This is a genomic window from Streptomyces sp. NPDC048277 (assembly GCF_040652235.1).
Lineage (GTDB): Bacteria > Actinomycetota > Actinomycetes > Streptomycetales > Streptomycetaceae > Streptomyces.
This window is the reverse complement of the sequence record NZ_JBEZLQ010000005.1, coordinates 357080-375573: the sequence shown is the minus strand read 5'-3', so window position 1 is coordinate 375573 and position 18494 is coordinate 357080. Positions and strand designations below refer to the sequence as shown.

The window sequence follows — 18494 nt, the reverse complement described above, 5'->3', positions numbered from 1 at the left end:
GCACGTACCGGGCAGTCGGGTTCAGGCCCGCAGCCACTCCGTGACGATCACGTCACCGCCGGTCCGCAGCCGGAGCGCGAACGGGCCGCTGGGCGGGGTGTCGCTGGCGAAACGGCCCATGCCGTCGACCGTGAGCGGGTGCGCCACCGCCGGACCGCCGAGCACCTCGATGCGCGCCGACTGCGGGGGCAGCACCTGGCCGAGCAGTCCGTCGCCGGTGACCTCGACGTCCACGGTGAGCCCGCCCGCCTGGAACGTGAGCATCCGGGGCGGGTCCTCCGCTCCTCTGACCGGGATGGCGTCGACCAGGGAGTCGAAGGTCAGCTCGGCGACCCGGGCGTCCAGGTCGTGCAGGATGTAGGCGTCCATGGCCAGTTGCAGCAGACCGGCCGGGAGCGGGTCGAGGACGGCAGCCGCCTGGCGCAGCTCCTCCTCCAGTGCGTCGGCGTCGAACTCGGTGCCGTCGAAGCCCTCGTCATCGCCCAGGTCCATGGCGCTCACACCGTTCCCCTCGCATCGAGCCGGGCCCGCAGCCGGCGCAGACAGCGCTGACGCAGCGGGCCGATGCTGCCCACCGCGATGCCCAGCGCCCCGGACACCTCGACATAGCTGGGCGGTGGCGAGGCCATCAGGACGCGGAGCAACTGCCTGCACCGGTCGCCCAGTTCCTCGAACTCCTGCCACAGCAGGCGGATCTGCTCGGCCTCGGCCGCCGCGTCCTCCGCGTCGATCAACGACTGTTCGGGCGTACGGTCGTCGCTGACCCGGTCCAGGACCTGCGGGTCGTCGGTCGGCAGCAGCCGGGTCTGGCTCCTGATGACCTTCAGGCACTCGTTGCGTGCCGTGCTGGCCAGCCAGGAGCCCGCCTTGTCGGGCTCCCGGATACGGCCCAGGTGCTGGGCGAACCGGAACCACACGGTCTGGCACACCTCGTGCCCGTCGGCGTCGGAGAGCCGGTGTGCGCGCACCACTGACCACACCAGTGGGCTCAGCCCTTCCACGAGCGCCTTCCAGGCCGCCGCGTCGCCGTCGACGGCGGACTGGACCAGCGCGCCGACCTCTGCTCGGTCCACGGTTCCACCCCTCGTGTACGGCAAGTCATCGTACGCCGTGGAGGGGGGTGTTCCGGACCTCAGGCCAGGGTGGCCGGCCATTCGACGGGGACCGGCTGCCAGGTCGCCGGGCGGAGCGCCGGTACATGCGCGCCGCGCACCTCGGCGTACTCCGTGATGCTCTCCAGGAGTTGCGCGCGGGCGACGCGCGGGTCGGCCTCCTTGGTCGTGGTCATCCGGTCGGCGACGAGGCCGGCGACGATGGGGGTGGCGAACGACGTTCCGCTCCACTGTGCGAACCCTTCGAACATCACTTGGTCCGGTTTGCCGGGGCCGGTCGTCCCGGTGTCGGTCAACACGCCGGTGTGGCGCGGGTACTGGCAGGTGCAGGCGTAGGTGAAGCCGAACCGGCAGGCGTCATAGGTGGTGTGCTGGTACACGTACGGCACGGGCGCGTCGAAGCCGGCCATGACGCCGATGAGCTGCTCGCCGGGGGCGTAGACCTTGACCCAGCCGCCGTGGTTGGTGAAGCAGGCGCCGTACTCGCCGTCGCTGCGCAGCGCGCCGACCGAGAGGACCGTGTTCTCGTAGCCGGCCAGGTCGGCGCAGGCGGCGGGCCAGAAGTTGGTGGCGCTGCCGTTGTTGCCGGCGGCGGCCACGAGCAGGGTGGACTGCTCGCGCAGAGCGTCCATGAAGGCCTCGACGGCGAGCAGTCCGTCGGCGCTGCCGTTCGAGGTGCCCGCGGAGAGGCTGATGATGTCCGGCCAGCCGTGCTGGTCGATCGCCTCGAAGAGCTTGCCACCGAACTCGGACTCCAGGATGGCGCCCGCGTCGTTGAGGGTGTTGGTGACGGTGATGTCGGTGTTGGGGGCGAGGGCGGCGATGAGTCCGGCGATGAACGTGCCATGGCCGACGTACTGCTGGAGGATTCCGTCGGCGTCGGTCTCGGAGAGCTGCGGGTCTCCCTGGACGCGGGCGAGGAGGGGGTAGGAGCGGTAGTCGTGCACCAGACCGGTGTCCATCACCAGCACGCTGACGGCGGTGTCGGGGTCGTAACTCCCGGCCACGGCGTCGGGGTTGGGGGTCTGGGTGAGCAGGGCGGGAAGCGGCTCGCAGGGGTTGCAGGAGTTGGCGTTCCCCGTGGTGGACACCACGTGGTTGCGGCTGACCAGACGGCGCCCGGCACGGGCCTCGGAATCCCGCAGGGCGCGCAGCGCATGCCTGACGGCGTGGTCGCCGGTACGGTCGCCGTGGCTCGGATCGCCGACCTGGATACGGGTGACCCCGGTGCGGTTGGTCTCCGGGCTCGCCCTGCGCACCTGGTCGGCCACCAGGCCGGTGGTGGCCGTGAAGTGGGCGCGCACGGTGTCCTCGACGATCCGTGCCTCCTCGCCGTCGCGGGCGAGGACCACCCCCTTCTCGTACAGGAACTCTGCGGCGTCGTCCGGCCCCATCGCCAGTGGAACGTGCGGCATGGAGCGCTGGATCTGGTCGAACTGCTCGTGGAATCGCTGAGGTGCCATGGCCTGTCTCCTCCCCCAGAAACGGCGTTCTTCAGTCAGAGTCGCGAGGTGGTTGCTTGATACAGCGTCAAACGGGTGGGGCATGTATGCCCAGGCCACTACCATCCGAGGGGTGACTGCGCGACGCGATTCGGTTACGGAACTCCTGCCGATGGTGTTCGCCGCCCCCGGCGAGGCCCTGGCGCGGGCCGAGCATGTCCTTCGGTCCGATCCGTCGCCGCTGGACGCGTCCGTCGCGCACCAGGTCATCGGCATCTGGCAGCGGGACTTCGGGGACCTGGCCGTGGCCCTCGACCATCTGCGGCGCGCCCGGACCTGGGCGGCGCGCGCGGAGTCGGCGGAGCGGGAGGCGGACGTCCTCGGCACCCTCGGGGTCGCCCTGGTGCACGCGGGGCGCACGCGGCAGGGGCTGACCGTGCTGGACCGCGGGGTGGCCCGGGGCAACGGACACACCCGGGCGCGGGTGCTGTACCGGCGGGCGTTCGCCGGGTGGGTACTGGGCCGGCACAAGGAGTCCCTGGAGGACCTGCGGCGGGCGATACCGGTGCTGCGGCAGGCCGACGACGTCATCTGGACCGCGCGGGCGCTGAGCCTGCGGGCCACGGTGCATCTGGCGCTCGGCGCGGTGGACCGGGCGGACGCGGACTTCACGGCGGCGGAGCTGCTGTGGGAGACGACGGGCCAGGAGCACGACAAGGCGGTCGCCGTGGAGAGCCGGGGCCTGGCCGCGTTCCGGTCCGGCGACATCCCGGTGGCGCTGCGGCTGCTGGCCGAGGCCAAGGAGCGGTACGACGAACTGGGCACGCCCCCGTTCATGCTGTACATCGCGCGCTGCGAGGTGCTGATGGCGGCCGGGCTGGCCCCGGAGGCGCTGGCCGAGGCGGACGCGGCGATCGCGGCCCTGGACCGGATCGGCGGGCAGTCCACCCGCAAGGCCGAACTGCTGCTGACCGCCGCCCGGTCGGCGCTGTCCACCGGGGACGCGCAGACCGCGACCGCCCGTGCCGCCGTCGCCGTACGGCTGTTCTCCGGGCAGCGGCGGAGCTGGTGGGAGACGCACGCGCGGCTGGTGCTGATCGAGGCGCGGGTGGCGGGCGGGGCCGCGTCGGGGCGGCTGGTGCAGGACGCGGCGGCGGTCGCCGACCAGCTGGCGTCCTTCGGCGCGCCGGCCGCGCCGGAGGCCTCGCTGCTCGCCGGCCGGATCGCGCTGGCGCTGGGCTGGACGGCGGACGCGGAACGGCATCTCGCGGTGGCCGCGCGCAGCAGGCACGTCGGGCCGCCGCTGGCCCGGATGACCGGCTGGGTCGCACAGGCGCTCCGGGCCCGGGCGGCCGGTTCGCGCCGAGGCGTCCTGGAGGCGTGCCGACGCGGCCTCGACGTCCTCGACGACCACCGGATGACCCTGGGCGCCTCGGAGTTGCGAGCCCGGGCCACCGCCCAGGGCGCGGAGCTGGCCGCACTGGCCCAGCAGGCGAGCCTCGCGCACGGCGGCCCGCGCCGGCTGCTGGAGTGGAGCGAGCGTCTGCGGGCCACGGTCCTGTCCACTCCCCCGACCCGGCCGCCCGCCGACCCGGCGCTGCTCAGCTCGCTCACCGCGTTCCGGGAGATCGCCTCCCGCGCGGAGGACGCCCGCCGGGAGGGCCGGCCGGTACCCGCCCTGGAGCGCGAACAGCGGCGCCTGGAACGGGAGATCCGCTCCCGCACCCACCACACCCGGGGTGACGCCCCCGGCGACGGCGACCGGTTCGCCCCGGCCCGGCTGCTCGACCGGCTCGGCGACGCGTGCCTGGTCGAACTCGCCGTCCTGGACGGCCGGGTGCACATCCTGCTGTGCGGGCAGGGGCGGGTGCGGCGCTTCGAGGGGGGTCTGCTGGCGGAGGCGGTGCACGAGGCGGAGCACGTCCAGGCCGGGCTGCGGCGGCTCGCGCATCCGGGGGCGGAGGGGCGGCTGGCGGTCGTGGAGGCCGCGGGACGGCGCCTGGAGGAGCTGCTCCTTGCCGGGGCCGCCGCCCATCTGGGGTCGGGCCCTGTCGTCATCGTGCCGCCGGGGGCGCTGCACCGGGTCACCTGGGCCCTGCTGCCCTCGCTGCGGGAGCGGGTGCTCAGTGTGTCGCCGTCGGCGGGGAGCTGGCTGCGGGCCCGGGAGACCGAGCCGCCGCCGGGTGGCCGGCATGTGCTGGTCCGCGGGCCGGGACTGGCGACCGGGGGCGCGGAGGTGCCGGAGGTGGCCGGACACTACGCGACGGCCACGATCCTGGAACACGACGACGCCCAGGTCCCCCGGGTCCTGCGCGAGTTGGACGGCGCGGCGCTGGCGCACATCGCCGCGCACGGCACCTTCCGCGCGGACAGCCCGCTGTTCTCCTCCCTGCGCATGGCCGACGGCCCGCTGATCGTGCACGACTTCGAACGCCTCGACCGCAGCCCGTACCGGATCATCCTGTCCAGCTGCGACACCGCCCGGCTGGCCTCGGTCGGCGCCGACGAACTCCTCGGCCTGGTCACGGCGTTGCTGCCGCTGGGCACCGCCGGGGTGGTGGCGAGCAGCGCACCCGTCAACGACGCGGCGGTGGTGCCGCTGATGCTGGCGCTGCACAAGGGGCTGGGCGCCGGGCTGTCGTTGGCGGAGTCGCTCCGGGACGCCCGGGCCGCCCTGCCGGGCGACGCGCTCCACCAGGCGACGGGGTGGGCGTTCGCCGCGTTCGGGGCGGCCTGAGCGGGTCCGGCTACGCCGACTGTTCGTCCGGCTGCTCCACCAGCCACGGCAGCGCGGTCCGGTCGCCGGCGCCGAGCCGGGTGTACGCGCCGTACAGGTGGTTGCCCACCGTCCGTACGGACAGGGTCAGTTGCTCGGCGATCTGGCGGTTGCTGAGGCCCGCGGCGGCGAGGGTGACGATCTGCCGCTGGCGGGCGGTGAGTTCGCCGAGGACCAGGCCGGACAGGGCCGGGGTGCGGGCGCCCTGGCAGCGGCGGGCGAGGGCGACCGCGCGGGTGCGGGACATCCGGGCGGCGCGCGGGTCGCGGTGGGCGCGGACGGCCTGGGCGTGGGCCTCCGCCGCGAACAGCAGCAGCCCGCGCCCGGCCAGCGCCTCGGCGGCCCGGTCGAGGGCGGGTCCGTCGCCGCGGGCGAGGGCCTCCGCGTGCCGCGCGAGCACCCCGTGCAGCCGCCCCGCGGCCTCCGCGGGCACGCCGAGCCGTACGGCTCCGTAGTGCGCAAGACCCCCGTCCTCGCGCACTACGGAGCCTTCCCCCGACTCGGCGGCGGCACGGGCGAGTTCGGTACGGCAGGAGGCGTCGCCCGGCGCCGCCCGCAGTCCCTCCCCCGCCCATGCCGCCGCCTCTCGCAGCTCCCCCCGAAGCCGCGAGTACCGGGCACGCACAGCCGCGTACCCGGCCGGTACGGGCAGGCCTTCCGCAACCAGCCACTCCCCCACCGGGGCCGGTGCCTCCCGTACGTCCAACTGCTCGATACGGTCTTCCAGTTGCTCTTGCTCGTCCTTCAGGGCCGGCTCGCACTGGTCGGGGGTGCGGGCCAGCCTCCGGGCCCGGAGCCGGCCCGCGCGGGCGCGCAGCGCGGGGCCGTGCAGGGGGTGGGCGAGGCGGACGGCGCCCCGGTCGTCGACATGGATCAGGCCGCTCGTCTCCAGCCGTTCGAGTATCCCGAGGTCGAGGCCGTCGTCGAGGTGCAGGGGCAGGGGCTCGGCGAACGCGAGGTGTTCGAGCGCGTCGTACTCGCCGGGGCCCGGCCGGTCGAGGAGAGGCGCGATCCGGTCCCGTACGGTCGCGGTGAGCGGCAGCGGGCCGCACCACGCCCACTCGCCGGTGTCCGGCACCCGGGTCAGCCGGCCGGACTCGCGCAGCGCGCCCAGCAGATCGCGCAGCAGCCGCAGATCGCCCCGGCACACCCGGTGCAGCCGGCGCACGGTGAGCGGGTCCGGACCGCTGCCCGCGAGAAGCTGGGCCGTCTCGTCGTACGGCAGCGGCTCCAGGGCGAGATGGGTGAGGAGTTCCCCGGTCCACAGCCGGGAGACCGCGCCGGGCACCGGAGCCGTGTCGGCGGCGGCCACCACCAGCCGGGTACGGCCGTGCACGGCGAGCTGGTGGACAAGGGCGGCGGAGGCCCCGTCGAGAAGGTGGGCGTCGTCGACGACGAGGAGCCGTACGCCGGACAGCTGCTGGAACGCGCCGACCAGGGAGGCCCGGTCGGGGAGCAGGTGCGCGAACGCCGCGAACGGGAGGGAACTGGTCTCGGGGGTACCGGTCACCCGGGCGCAGTCGGTGCCCCGCACCGCCTCGGTGATCAGCCGGGTCTTGCCGCTGCCCACCGGCCCGGTCACCACGACGCCCTGCCGTCCGGCGACCGACGCCCGCCTCACCAGCTCCAGTTCGTCCTCCCGGCCGGTGAACGGCCAGGGCAGTTCGAGGGTTCGCGCGTCCTGTTCGTGAATCGTCACGTGAGTATGAGTCGCGTTACTCAGCTCTGATACAGGGGGACTTGAGTAGCTTCCGACTCAGGCGCCCGGCGGGGCGAAACGGCAGTCTGTTCGCATGACCCGACGCTACTGCTCGCTTCCGCAGCAGGCGGCCCCGGCGTTCCCGCCGGGACTGGCCGCCGAGCGGCTCGGCGCGCTGACCGGCGGGCGGCGGATGTGGGTCAACGGCACGGTTCTGCACTACTACTTCTTCGACGCCGACACCGACGCCTCGGTGATCCCGGTCCCCGGGACCGGGGAGACCCGCCGGGTGCCGTGGACCGGTGCCAAGGAGCAGCGCGACGTGGTGCGCGAGGGCTTCCGGCAGTGGCGGGACCTCGGCATCGGGGTGACGTTCACCGAGGTCTCCGACCGGCGCGAGGCCGAACTGCGGATCGGCTTCCAGCTCGGCGACGGCTCCTGGTCGGCGGTCGGCCGGGACGCGCTCTCGGTCGGCCTGGGCGAGCGCACGATGAACCTGGGCTGGGACGTGACGGAGCCCGGCGGGCGCTGGACGGCGCTGCACGAGATCGGGCACGCGCTCGGCATGCGGCACGAGCACCAGAGTCCGTTCGCCGGCCTGCACTGGGACGACGAGGCGGTCTACACCGACCTCTTCGGCCCGCCGAACCACTGGAGCCGGGACAAGACCCACTTCAACATCCTGCGCACACTGGACCCCTCCGAGGCCAACGGCTCGGTGTGGGACCCGCAGTCCGTGATGCAGTACCCCTTCGGCCCGGGGATGATCCTGGAGCCGGAGCAGTACCACAACGGCCTGTACCCGCCGGGATCGCTGTCCCCGGCGGACAAGGAGTTCGCCCTCCGCTGGTACCCGCCCGCCGGCACGCCGGCCGCGCTGGTGCCGTTCCGCTCGGCGCCGCTCAGTCTCGGGCCGGGCGAGCAGGGGGACTTCGCCGTGGAGCCGCCGGAGACCCGCGTCTACAGCGTGGGCACCTTCGGAGAGAGCGACTCCGTCGTCGTGGTCTTCGAGGAGCGCGACGGGGAACCGCGCTACCTCGCCGGCCACGACGACGGGGGCACCCCGCACAACGCCACACTCAGGGTCAGGCTCGTCAAGGGCCGCCGCTATGTCGTCCGCGTTCGTCTCCATTCCACGTGGGGGTCGGGGGAGACAGCGGTCATGTGCTGGTAACGGCACGGCCGCGACGCGGAGGTCGGACCACACAGTCCGGCACCGGGGGAAGGGGCCGAGGCACGTAACCTTCGGGGGAGGGATACGTGCCTCGGCCACACCGGTAGCGGACCGCGGCGGCGGGACCTCAGCGGCGGCGCCACTCCTCGGCCAGTAGTTCGTAGGAGCGGACTCGGTCCGCGTGGTCGTGGGTGATCGTCGTGATCAGCAACTCGTCGGCGCCGGTGGCCTCCTGGAGCTGGGCCAGCTGGTCGGCGACGCGGGTGGGTGAGCCGACGAACTGGGTGTCGAGGCGGTCCTGGACCAGTTCGCGGTCCTCGTCGGTCCAGGCGTGGGCGCGGGCCTCGTCCGGGGTCGGGAACTGGATCGCGCCCTCGGCGGTGCGGATGCTGCGCACCCAGAGCCCGTAGCCGGTGGCCAGTTCGCGGGCGGTGGCGTCGTCCTCGGCGACGACGACGTCGGCGGAGACGCTGACGTAGGGCTTGTCGAGCGTCTCGGAGGGCTCGAAGAAGGAGCGGTAGCCGTCCACGGCCTCCAGGACGGTGGCCGGGCTGACGTGGTAGTTCGCGGCGAACCTGAGCCCTCTGGCGCCGGCGGTCTCCGCGCTCTGGCCGCCGCTGCTGCCGAGGATCCACACCTCGACCTCGGCCCCCTCGCCCGGCACGACATGCGCCTCGACGCCCTCCGGGGAGCGGTAGGTGCCGGCCAGCAGGGCGAGGACGTCGTCGATCTGCTCGGTGTAGTCCTGGGACTGGGCGCCGGGGAGCAGGAGCAGCTTGCGCTGCAGGGCGATCCGAGGGGAGCCGAGGAGACGTTCGAAGGAGAAGCGGGGCGGGATCAGGAGGCCGTTCGGGGCGCGGCCGTCGGCCACGGGGGTCGCCGTCGGCGCGGTCGCCTTCGCACCCGGCGGACGCCCGCCCGAGCGGCCGAGGCCCAGATCGAAGCGGCCCGGGTGCACGGCGTCCAGCAGGCCGAACTCCTCCACCGTGGACAGGGCCGTGCGGTGACCGAGTTGTACGGCTCCCGAGCCGAGCCGGATCGTGGAGGTCGCGGCGGCGGTCAGCGCGAGGACGACCGCGGGTGACGTACCGGCGACCCCCGGGTTGAGATGGTGCTCGGCGAACCAGTGGCGGGCGTAGCCGAACCGTTCCGCCTGCCGGGCCAGGTCCACGGAGTTGCGCAGGGCCTCGGTGGCCGTCGAACCGGAGGAGATCGGGACGAGGTCGAGGACGCCGAGGGGGATGTCAGACACGGCTTGCCTCCTCGGCGGGCAGGACCGGGCCCCAGTCGAAGGGCGGGTCGGGGATGTCCTTGCGCAGGGTCGGGGCGACCGCCGACTGGAAGAGTTCCAGGGAGTCGCGGTGCTGGGTGTCGGTGAGACCGCCCGCGTCCGCGTGCAGATGGACCACGGTGTGCCCGAACCGCTCGTGGTAGCGGTGCACCTTGTCGATGACCTGCTGCGGGCTGCCGATCAGCGCGGAGCTGCGCTCGGCGAAGTCCTCCAGGGTCTCGAAGACCACCGGCAGCCCCGCCTTCCTGAAGAAGGCCAGGTTGGCCTCGAAGACCGGGCGGTACGCGGCGAGCGCCTCCTGGGAGGTGGGGGCCACGAGGATGCCGGCGGTGCCCGCGCCCACCGCGATGTCCGCCGGGTCGTGGCCGTAGTACTCCCAGCGTTCACGGTAGTGGCGGATCAACTCGGCATACGGCTCTATGGGGTTGGTGACGTTCGCGGAGAACAGCGGGTCGCCGTAGCGGGCCGCGAGGTCCACGGACTCCTTGCTGGTGGCGCTGCCGTGCCAGACCCGGACCGGCCGCTGGTAGGGGCGCGGCCAGACCTCGGCGTCGGTCAGCGGCGGGCGGAAACGCGTGTCCGCGGTGACCTTGTCCTGCCGCCAGAGCTGCCGGAACACCTCGTAGCTCTCGGCGTTGCGGTCCCACTGGTCCTCGGGGGTGACGTGGAACAGGTCGCGCTGGGCGGCGCCGTTGCCCTTGCCGATGATCAGGTCGAGGCGGCCCTCGGAGAGGTGGTCGAGGGTCGCGTAGTCCTCGTACGCCCGGACCGGGTCGAGCAGGCTCAGTGTGGTGACGGCGGTGAAGAGCCGGATGCGCCGGGTGAGCGCGGCGACATGGCTGAGCACGACCGTCGGGGAGGAGGAGATGAACGGCCGCTCGTGCCGCTCCCCCACCCCGAAGCCGTCGAAGCCCAGTTCCTCGGCGAGCACGGCGTTGTCGAGGACCTCGCGGAACCGCTCGTGGGTGGACTTCCGCTCGCCCGTGACCGGGTCCGGGCGGTGCACGATCAGGGTGATCGCGAGGAACTTCACGACGCGGCCCGTTCGGTGCGCGGCTCGTCCGGGTGGGCGAGGCCGAGGTGGTCGCGCAGGGTGCTGCCCTCGTACTCGGTGCGGAACACGCCCTGTTCCTGGAGCAGCGGTACGACCGTGTCGGCGAAGCCGTCGAGGCCGCCGGGGGTGATGTGCGGGACCAGGATGAAGCCGTCGGAGACGTCCGCCTGCACGAAGTCGTTGATCGTGCGGGCGACGGTGGCCGGGGAGCCCACGAAGGTCTGCCGGTTGCCGGTGTTGATCACCAGGTCGCGGATGGACCACTTGTTGGCCTCGGCCAGCTCCCGCCACTCGCGGGCGATGGCGACCGGGTCGCGGTACATCCGGACCTGGGCACGGCCTCGCGAGATGTGGTCCTCGCTCACCAGCGGGTCGACGTCGGGCAGCGGGCCCTCCGGGTCGTACGACGACAGGTCCCGGTTCCAGACGAACTCCAGGTGCTTGAGGGCCGTCGCCCCGCTGACCTGCTGGCGGCGCACCTGGTGGGCAATCTCCTCCGCCTCCTCGTCGGTGTCGCCGAGGACGAAGCTGGCGGCGGGCAGGATCAGCAACTCGTCGGGCCGGCGGCCGTACTTGGCGAGGCGGGACTTGACGTCCGTGTAGAAGGCCTGGCCGGCGTCGAGGGTGGCGTACCGGCTGAAGATCGCGTCGGCACTGGACGCGGCGAACTCGCGGCCCTCGTCGGACTCGCCGGCCTGGAAGATCACCGGGCGGCCCTGCGGGGAGCGCGGCACGTTGAACTGGCCGTGGATGTCGAACTGCGCGCCCTTGTGCACGAAGGAACCGGCGCCCGCGTCCCGCAGGAAGGTGCCGGTGGCCGGGTCGGCGAGGATCTCGTCGCCGTGCCAGGAGTCGAAGAGCTCGTTGGTGGTGGCGAGGAACTCCTTGGCGCGGGAGTAGCGCTCGTCCTGGGGGAGGAAGCCGCCGCGACGGAAGTTCTCGCCGGTGAAGGCGTCCCAGGAGGTGACCACGTTCCAGGCGGCCCGGCCGGCGGAGAGGTGGTCGAGGCTGGCGAACTGGCGGGCCACCTCGTAGGGCTCGTTGAAGGTGGAGTTGATGGTGCCGGTCAGCCCGAGGTGCTCGGTGACGGCGGCCAGCGCGGCGAGGATCGTGAAGGTGTCGGGGCGGCCGACCACGTCCAAGTCGTATATCTTCCCGCCCTGTTCGCGCAGCCGGAGGCCCTCGGCGAGGAACAGGAAGTCGAACTTGGCGCGTTCGGCGGTCCTCGCGAAGTGCGCGAAGGAGCTGAACTCGATGTGGCTGCCGGCGGCCGGGTGGCTCCACACGGTGGTGTTGTTGACGCCGGGGAAGTGCGCGGCCAGGTGGATCTGCTTCAGCGGCTTGCTCATGACGGGGTGCGGTCCTTCCGGCTCAGGCGGTGGCGGCAGCGGCGTAGCGGTTGGCGGGGCGGGCGAGCCCGAGCAGGCCGCGCAGGGTGTCGGCCTCGTAGGCGGTGCGGAAGCGGCCGCGGCGCTGGAGTTCGGGGACCAGGTCCTGGGTGATGCGCGGCAGGTCGTGGCCGAGGACGGCGGGCCGCAGCCGGAAGCCGGTGAGGCCTTCCGCCGCGAACTCCTCAATCAGGTCGGCGAGTTGGGCGGCGGTCCCGGCGAAGATCCGGGCGTCGCCGGTGTACGCGCCGCCGTCGAGGGCGTCGAGGCGGTCCTTGCGGGCCTCGGCCGCGGTCGCGTCGTCGTCCAGGAGGACCACGAGGTCGCCGAAGACGTGCACGGTGTCGGCGGCCCGTCCGGCGGCCTCCTGCTCGGCGCGGATCTCGGCGAGGATCGCGCGGGCGCCGGCGGTGTCGTGCGGGGTGACGTAGCCGACGTCGGCCTGGCGGGCGATCAGCCGGTAGGGGACGGTCTGGTGGCCGAGCGCGGTGACGAGCGGCTGGCCCTGCGGCGGGCGCGGGGTGATGGAGGGACCCTTGACGCTGAACTTCCCGCCCTCGAAGTCGATGTAGTGCAGCTTGTCGCGGTCGATGAAACGGCCGGTGGCGGCGTCCCGGATCTCGGCGTCGTCCTCCCAGCTGTCCCAAAGGCGGCGGACGACCTCGATGTAGTCGGCGGCCTCGTCGAAGTGCTCGGCGAGCCGCTCCTGCCCGGCCGGAGTGCGCAGTTCCGCCAGGTCGAGCGGCGGGAAGGTGCGCCGGCCGAAGTGGTCCGCCTCGTGCGGGCGGGCGGAGATCTGGACCCGCAGTCCCGCGCGGCCGGTGCTGACGTAGTCGAGGGTGGCGATCGCCTTGGAGATGTGGAACGGCTCGGTGTGGGTGGCGATCGCGGTCGGCACCAGGCCGATGTGGCGGGACAGGGGCGCGATCCGGGACGCGATCAGGACCGCGTCGAGGCGGCCGCGGACCTGGTCGGTGCGGCCGTCCGGCTCACCGTAGTGCGAGGACTGCAGGCCGAGGCCGTCCTCGATGGTGACGAAGTCGACGAGGCCGCGCTCGGCCTCGGCGACCAGGTCGGCCCAGTAGCCGGCGGTGAGCAGGTCGCGGGGGCGGGCGACCGGCTCACGCCAGGAGGCGGGGTGCCAGCCGGTGCCGTCCAGGGCGACGGCGAGGTGCAGATGGGAAACGGGAGTCGAGGACACAGTGGTGCCTTCCTGAGGTCCGTACGAGGGCGCGCCGGAGGGAGGGGCGCGGCGGAGGAAAGTCAGGAACAACAGAGCGCGCCGGCCACGCGCAGCAGATCGATGTGCGGCCGGGAGTGCAGGACGGTACGGCGGCCCGGGTTGAGGACACGTGTCATGTCCCGCACCTCCTCAGCCTGCTCCGCGTGCATCTCGTCCTGACTCACAACAACCCGGCCTGGTCGGTTGTTCCCGGGCTGCGGAGCAGCAAGGTGCGGGAGCGCAGCCGCTCGGTGAAGCCGATCGACTCGTACAGCCGGATCGCCGTCGCGTTGTCCGGGGCGGCGTGCAGGAACGGGGTGTCCCCGCGCTCGCGGATGCCTGCGGCGACCGCGCGGACCAGCCGGGTGGCCAGGCCCCGGCCGCGGTGCTCCGGGTCGGTGCAGACGGCGCTGATCTCGGTCCAGCCGGGCACCCGCAGACGCTCCCCCGCCATGGCGATCAGCCGGCCCCGGTCCCGGATGCCGAGATAGCTGCCCATCTCGACGGTCCGGGTGCGGAACGGACCGGGTTCGGTGCGGGCAACCAGGTCCAGCATCTCGGGCACGTCGTCCGGCCCGAGCGGTACCGCCTCGGGGTCGGGCTCGGCCCGCAGCGCGGTGTCCACGAACTGGACGCCCGTCCCGCCGCCGATGACCTCCCAGCCGACCGGCGGCTGCTCGACGGGCTTGATCTTCACGGTCGTTCCCGGGCCGACGAGCGTGTGCAGGTCGTTCCAGGCGGCCGGATCGGTGGCGTCGGCGAGGGCCGCGTAGGCGTAGATGTCGTCCAGGTAGCGGGCAGCCTGGCCGACCCTCCCCCAGCCTTCGGCCGGGGGGACCCCCATCTCGCTTCGCTCGGCCAGGTGGGCGTGCGGGCCGGTGAGGGCGGACCAGACGGGGTTGTCGAGCGGTGAGGTGTCGCGGGTGAGAGGGGCTCCGCCTCCGCGGAGGTCGTTCTGGACGGTCACGGAGGCGGAGTCCTTCCTGAGCCGGCGAGCGTGCTGGTGCGGATGGTCACGAGTTGTCGAGCGGCAGCCCGGGCGGGTTCACCTCGGACTTGGCGACGGCCTCGTCGGAGAGGTTGTAGGCCTTGAGCCACTCGGCGTACTGGCCGTTCTTGATGAGGTAGTTGATGGCGTCCGCGAGGGGCTTGGCGAGGCCGCTGTCCTTCTTCGCGGTGGCCGCGATCAGGCCCTGCAGGCCGGCGCCGGCGCCGGAGTAGGTGCCCGCGGTGCGGGTGGCGTTGGGCGTGCCGGCGGTCTGCTTGTTGTGGTAGGCGAAGCCGGGGTTGGGGCCGAAGGAGGCGTCGATCTTCCCGCTGTTCAGCGCCAGGAAGGTGCTGGTGCTGTCCTGGAAGTACTTGACGGTGAGCTTCTTGCCCTCCTTGGCCAGCTTCGCCTGCCACTCCAGGAGGATCTTCTCCTGGTTGGTGCCGGAGCCGACGGCGATCGTCCTGCCGGCGAGGTTCTCGTAGTTGCCGTCGAAGTTCCAGGTGCTCTTCTTCGGCACGATGAAGGCGAGGTTGTCCTGCCGGTAGGAGGCGAACTCGTACTTCTTCTTGCGCTCCTCGGTGTCGGTGATGTTGGAGAAGGCGACGTCGACCTTGCCGCTGTCGATGCCGACGAACATGTTCTCCCAGGTGAAGTTCTTGATCTCGGCCTTGAGGCCGAAGACCGCGGCGACCAGCCGGGCGAGGTCGGGCTCGGAGCCGGTGAGCGTCTTCTGGTCGCTGCCCACGTAGGCCAGCGGCGGGAACCCGGCGGGCAGGGCGCCCTCGCCGATGACGAGCTTGCCGCTCTTCTTGACGGAGTCGGGCAGCTCGGCGCTGATCGACTTGACCTCGGAGACCTTGATGGCGGTCTGGGTGGCGGCGCCGTTGGAGACCTGGCCGACGACGACCTCCCCGGTCTTGGCGCTGTCGGTGGTGGTGGCCGCGTCGCTGTTGCCACCGCAGGCGGCGAGCCCGGTGGCGAGGGAGGCGACGGCGGTGGCCGCGGTGAGGCCTCTGATCAGGCTGCGTCGGGTGAAGTGGGTAGACATGGCCGTTCCTTGTCGGTGCCGGTGATGAGGGTGAGGGCGTTGCGGGGAAGGTCGCAGGACCTTTCAGAGGACCTTGCTGAGGAAGTCCCTGGTCCGCTCGTGCTGTGGCTTGTCGAGAACCTCGGAGGGCGGGCCCTGCTCGACGATCTTTCCGCCGTCGATGAAGACGACCCGGTCGGCGATCTCGCGGGCGAAGCCGATCTCGTGGGTGACGATGACGAGCGTGGTGCCGCTGGTGGCCAGGTCCTTGATGACGGCGAGGACCTCCCCGACGAGTTCGGGGTCCAGGGCGGAGGTGGGCTCGTCGAAGAGGATGACGCCCGGGCGCAGGGCGAGGGCGCGGGCGATGGCGACGCGCTGCTGCTGGCCGCCGGACAGCTGCCGCGGATAGGCGCCGACGCGTTCGCCGAGGCCCACGCGTTCGAGGAGTTCCTTGGCCAGCTGCTGCGCCTCGGGCTTGCCGAGCTTTCCGGTGGCGACGGGCGCGGCCGCCACGTTGTCCAGCACGGTCAGGTGCGGGAAGAGGTTGAAGTTCTGGAAGACGAAGCCGATCCGGCTGCGCTGGGCCAGGATGGCGCGCTCGCTCAGCTCCTTGAGCCGGTCGCCCTGGCGCTTCACCCCGATCGGTTCGCCGTTCAGGCTGACATGGCCGATCTCGGGCTTCTCCAGGTGGTTGATCACCCTGAGGAGCGTGGACTTGCCGGAGCCGGACGGGCCGAGGATGACGGTGACCTCGCCGGGGCGGACGGTCAGATCGACGCCGTCGAGGACGCGGTGGGCGCCGTACCACTTGTGGACGTCGTGGATCTCCAGGGAGGCGGGGGCCGTCTCCAGGGTGTCGGTGGTGCTCATACGGCGGCCTCCCGGCGGAGGCGGGCGCGCAGATCGATGAGGCCCGCCCGCAGTTTCTGCAGGGGCGTCGGCGGCAGCGAACGGGTGGCGCCCCGGGCGTAGTACCGCTCGACGTAGAACTGGATCACGGAGACGACGCTGGTGAGGATCAGGTACCAGACGGTGACCACCAGCAGCAGCGGCACGATGTCGCCGGGGTAGGTGGAGCCCATGCTCTGCGCGGTGCCGAAGAGGTCGAGCAGCGAGACGTAGAACACCAGTGAAGTGCTCTTGATCAGGCCGATGAGCTGGTTGACGTAGTTCGGGATGATCGACCGGAGGGCCTGCGGGAAGACTATCTTCCGGAACTGGTAGCCCTTGGGCAGCCCGAGGGCGGCGGCCGCCTCGTGCTGGCCCTGGTCCACGGAGAGGATGCCGCCGCGGACCACCTCGGCCGCGTAGGCCGCCTCGTTGAGGCTGAGGCCGATGACGGCGATGACCATGTCGGTGGCGAGCTTCGACTCGTCGAAGGAGAAGAAGGCCGGTCCGAAGGGAACGCCGACGCTCAATGTCTTGTACAGCGCGCTGAAGTTGTAGAGGAAGAGCAGCACCACGATGAGCGGGATGGAGCGCAGCGCCCAGACGTACGTCCAGCTGACCGCGCGCAGCACCGGGCTCCCCGAGAGCCGGGCCAGGGCCAGGAGGACGCCGCCGAGGAGGCCCAACACCGCGCTGTAGGCGGTGACTTCGAGGGTGATGACCAGTCCGTCGAGGATGGTCGGCCGCAGGAACCAGTAGCCCCAGCGGTCCCACTGGTAGAAGGGGTTGGTCACCAGTCCGTGCGCGAACTGGGCGACCAGGACCAGGACGACTGCGGTGGCGATCCACCGTCCCGGCCTGCGCAGGGGCAGAACTCGCTGTGCTGTCAGTGGTTTTGACGGTTCGTCGGCGGCGGCTGGCGCCTCGGGGGCGGCGATGGTGGCGCCTGGGGGTTCACTCATGGCGGGCTCCGGCGAAGTCGGACACCCCGCCTCCCACGAGCGGGCAGGCGCGGCCGCACCGTGTTCGGGCACGGCACGGGGCGCGGGGGCGCGCGGGATGCGGGGGCTGGGCGGAAGAGATCACACCGGGGAGGCGGCGTGCGGCGAGGAGAGACTGCTGCGGGGTGCGGGCGAGACAGGCGGGAAGGGCCGGAAGGCCCGGTCAGACCTGACAGCGGGCGCGGCCCGGTGCGGTACACGCGCTACACAGGGCGCTGTTGACGCGGAGCAGGTCGACGGCACGGTCGGCGACGAGCGGGCTCGGGTACGGCTGTACGCAGCTCTGAGGGCGGCGCCGGGCCGTCCTGGAAACTGCGTACATGTCCGTCACCTGTCATTGTTGTGGTGGCCCGGAGGCCTCGCGCTTACCGAACGTCGTCATCCGGTCCGGTCGTCACCTGGGGCACCCCACCGCGACGCGAGGGTTGCCGGTCAGCAAGCCAGGGCTTGATGCTGACGCTCTTGACCGTTCTGAGCCGTAAGTAAGTCAGCTGCCCGAACGAATGTCAACGCCTGTCCAGTTGGCGGAACGGTTCGGGCCGCTCTCACCTGCGGAAGTGTCCGCCGCATGACCGGCCCAGTCCAGGATCTGGACAGCCGCGCCGGCGGCTTCCAGCCCCTGGCAACGGCCGTGGTGACGGCGGGCGATGCCGTCGAGGTCGAGGTGGGCGCCGAAGGCCGGGTGTGCGGCCAGCCGCCGGGCGTAGGCCCACAGCACCGGGTGGCCGGCGATGCGGTGCACGGCGGAGGCGTCCAGGTGGTTGCGGTGCACGGTGTCGAGCTGCACCAGGGCGACCCACAACTCGACGTCGGCGGCGGTGAGTTGACCGTCGATCAGGAACTCCATCCCGGTCAGCCGGCGTTCCAGCTCGCCCAGGGTGGCGAGCAGGGTGTCCAGCGCCGCCGGGTCGCCGCCCTCGCGGCCGGCGCGCTGCGCGGACCGCTCGATGCCCTCCGCGCACAGCCGCTCGACGGCCTCGATCTCCGCCTCGGCGCCGCACGGATGGAGCCGGGTGACACCGTCGCCGAAGTGACGGTCCAGGTCGCGCAGGATGTCGCGGCTGTGGGTGCTGACGATCCGGCCGGACCAGTCGTCGCTGAGCACGGGCGCGAGGGCCGGTCCCGAGTAGCGGTGCGCGCTCGCCTCGTACAGCGGGCGCAGCGCCGTGTGGCTGCCGTCGGGACAGTCGGGGACGGCGGGCAGGAAGGTGACCGGACAACAGTCGTCCAGCGCCAGGAGGCTGTGGCCGACGGCGATGCGGAGGCCGTCGGGACAGGCGGTGGCCAGATGGAGCCGGTAGCGGCGCGGCACGGCGTAGTGGCCGCTGCGCGCGTCCCGGCCGATGCGCCCCCGGAAGGCGGGGGCGGTACGGACGGACGGAAGGGCGGCGAGCGGAGTGATGGACATGCGTCTCCCCGGGTACGG

General features: G+C 72.5%; 16 protein-coding genes and 1 riboswitch. Of the genes, 2 read left to right on the top strand and 14 right to left on the bottom strand.

The features are described 5' to 3' along the window. Positions 1-21: 21 nt before the first annotated feature. Genes AB0D85_RS14615 through AB0D85_RS14605 form a run of 3 tightly spaced genes read right to left on the bottom strand, consistent with a single transcriptional unit; the run spans position 22 to position 2575 of the window. A complete protein-coding gene (locus tag AB0D85_RS14615) occupies positions 22-492 on the bottom strand; it encodes a hypothetical protein (protein ID WP_362319277.1) in 471 nt (156 codons plus the stop codon). Between the two features lie 5 nt (positions 493-497). Then, on the bottom strand, positions 498-1154 hold the full coding sequence (locus tag AB0D85_RS14610) for a sigma-70 family RNA polymerase sigma factor (RefSeq protein WP_362318936.1): 657 nt from the start codon (positions 1152-1154) through the stop codon (positions 498-500). Continuing rightward, positions 1133-2575 (bottom strand): S8/S53 family peptidase, encoded by a 1443-nt coding sequence (locus AB0D85_RS14605; protein WP_362318933.1) that lies wholly within the window; start codon positions 2573-2575, stop codon positions 1133-1135. Before AB0D85_RS14605 ends, AB0D85_RS14610 begins: the two co-directional genes overlap by 22 nt. 151 nt (positions 2576-2726) lie before the next feature. Here AB0D85_RS14605 and AB0D85_RS14600 point away from each other — a divergent pair, with 151 nt between their 5' ends. Next, positions 2727-5291, top strand: coding sequence for a CHAT domain-containing tetratricopeptide repeat protein (locus AB0D85_RS14600; protein WP_362319275.1), 2565 nt, complete (start codon positions 2727-2729; stop codon positions 5289-5291). A gap of 10 nt (positions 5292-5301) precedes the next feature. Here AB0D85_RS14600 and AB0D85_RS14595 read toward each other — a convergent pair whose 3' ends face one another. Beyond that, positions 5302-7029, bottom strand: a complete 1728-nt coding sequence (locus AB0D85_RS14595; protein WP_362318930.1) for a LuxR C-terminal-related transcriptional regulator — start codon at positions 7027-7029, stop codon at positions 5302-5304. Between the two features lie 94 nt (positions 7030-7123). On the opposite strand from AB0D85_RS14595, the gene AB0D85_RS14590 reads away from it, so the two are divergent. After that, the gene (locus AB0D85_RS14590) at positions 7124-8203 is read left to right on the top strand and encodes a M12 family metallopeptidase (protein WP_362318928.1); all 1080 of its coding nucleotides are present in this window, start codon (positions 7124-7126) and stop codon (positions 8201-8203) included. A gap of 127 nt (positions 8204-8330) precedes the next feature. On the opposite strand, the gene AB0D85_RS14585 is transcribed toward AB0D85_RS14590, so the two are convergent. The 10 genes from AB0D85_RS14585 to AB0D85_RS14540 all read right to left on the bottom strand — a co-directional run bounded on the left by AB0D85_RS14585 (position 8331) and on the right by AB0D85_RS14540 (position 18476). Continuing rightward, the gene (locus AB0D85_RS14585) at positions 8331-9455 is read right to left on the bottom strand and encodes an LLM class flavin-dependent oxidoreductase (RefSeq protein ID WP_362318925.1); all 1125 of its coding nucleotides are present in this window, start codon (positions 9453-9455) and stop codon (positions 8331-8333) included. Next, positions 9448-10527, bottom strand: coding sequence for an LLM class flavin-dependent oxidoreductase (locus AB0D85_RS14580; RefSeq protein WP_362318922.1), 1080 nt, complete (start codon positions 10525-10527; stop codon positions 9448-9450). The genes AB0D85_RS14585 and AB0D85_RS14580 overlap by 8 nt, the downstream gene beginning before the upstream one ends. Further along, positions 10524-11897, bottom strand: a complete 1374-nt coding sequence (locus AB0D85_RS14575) for an NtaA/DmoA family FMN-dependent monooxygenase (protein WP_362318919.1) — start codon at positions 11895-11897, stop codon at positions 10524-10526. The genes AB0D85_RS14580 and AB0D85_RS14575 overlap by 4 nt, the downstream gene beginning before the upstream one ends. A 22-nt stretch (positions 11898-11919) precedes the next feature. Further along, positions 11920-13137 carry an LLM class flavin-dependent oxidoreductase gene (locus AB0D85_RS14570; RefSeq protein ID WP_362318916.1) on the bottom strand — a complete coding sequence of 406 codons (1218 nt, stop codon included), beginning with the start codon at positions 13135-13137 and terminating at the stop codon, positions 11920-11922. 62 nt (positions 13138-13199) lie between these two features. After that, complete coding sequence (locus AB0D85_RS14565) at positions 13200-13295, bottom strand: putative leader peptide (RefSeq protein ID WP_362318913.1); 96 nt, start codon at positions 13293-13295, stop codon at positions 13200-13202. 44 nt (positions 13296-13339) lie between these two features. Beyond that, a complete protein-coding gene (locus AB0D85_RS14560; protein WP_362318910.1) occupies positions 13340-14125 on the bottom strand; it encodes a GNAT family N-acetyltransferase in 786 nt (261 codons plus the stop codon). Positions 14126-14171: 46 nt separating this feature from the next. Next, on the bottom strand, positions 14172-15197 hold the full coding sequence (locus AB0D85_RS14555) for a transporter substrate-binding domain-containing protein (protein WP_362318907.1): 1026 nt from the start codon (positions 15195-15197) through the stop codon (positions 14172-14174). A gap of 63 nt (positions 15198-15260) precedes the next feature. After that, entirely contained in the window at positions 15261-16049 is a 789-nt protein-coding gene (locus AB0D85_RS14550; protein ID WP_362318904.1) for an amino acid ABC transporter ATP-binding protein, read from the bottom strand. Continuing rightward, positions 16046-17029 carry an amino acid ABC transporter permease gene (locus AB0D85_RS14545; protein ID WP_362318901.1) on the bottom strand — a complete coding sequence of 328 codons (984 nt, stop codon included), beginning with the start codon at positions 17027-17029 and terminating at the stop codon, positions 16046-16048. The genes AB0D85_RS14550 and AB0D85_RS14545 overlap by 4 nt, the downstream gene beginning before the upstream one ends. Positions 17030-17424: 395 nt before the next feature. Continuing rightward, positions 17425-17536: riboswitch (SAM riboswitch) on the bottom strand. A gap of 19 nt (positions 17537-17555) precedes the next feature. Further along, on the bottom strand, positions 17556-18476 hold the full coding sequence (locus AB0D85_RS14540) for a glutathione S-transferase C-terminal domain-containing protein (RefSeq protein WP_362318898.1): 921 nt from the start codon (positions 18474-18476) through the stop codon (positions 17556-17558). Positions 18477-18494 lie beyond the last annotated feature (18 nt).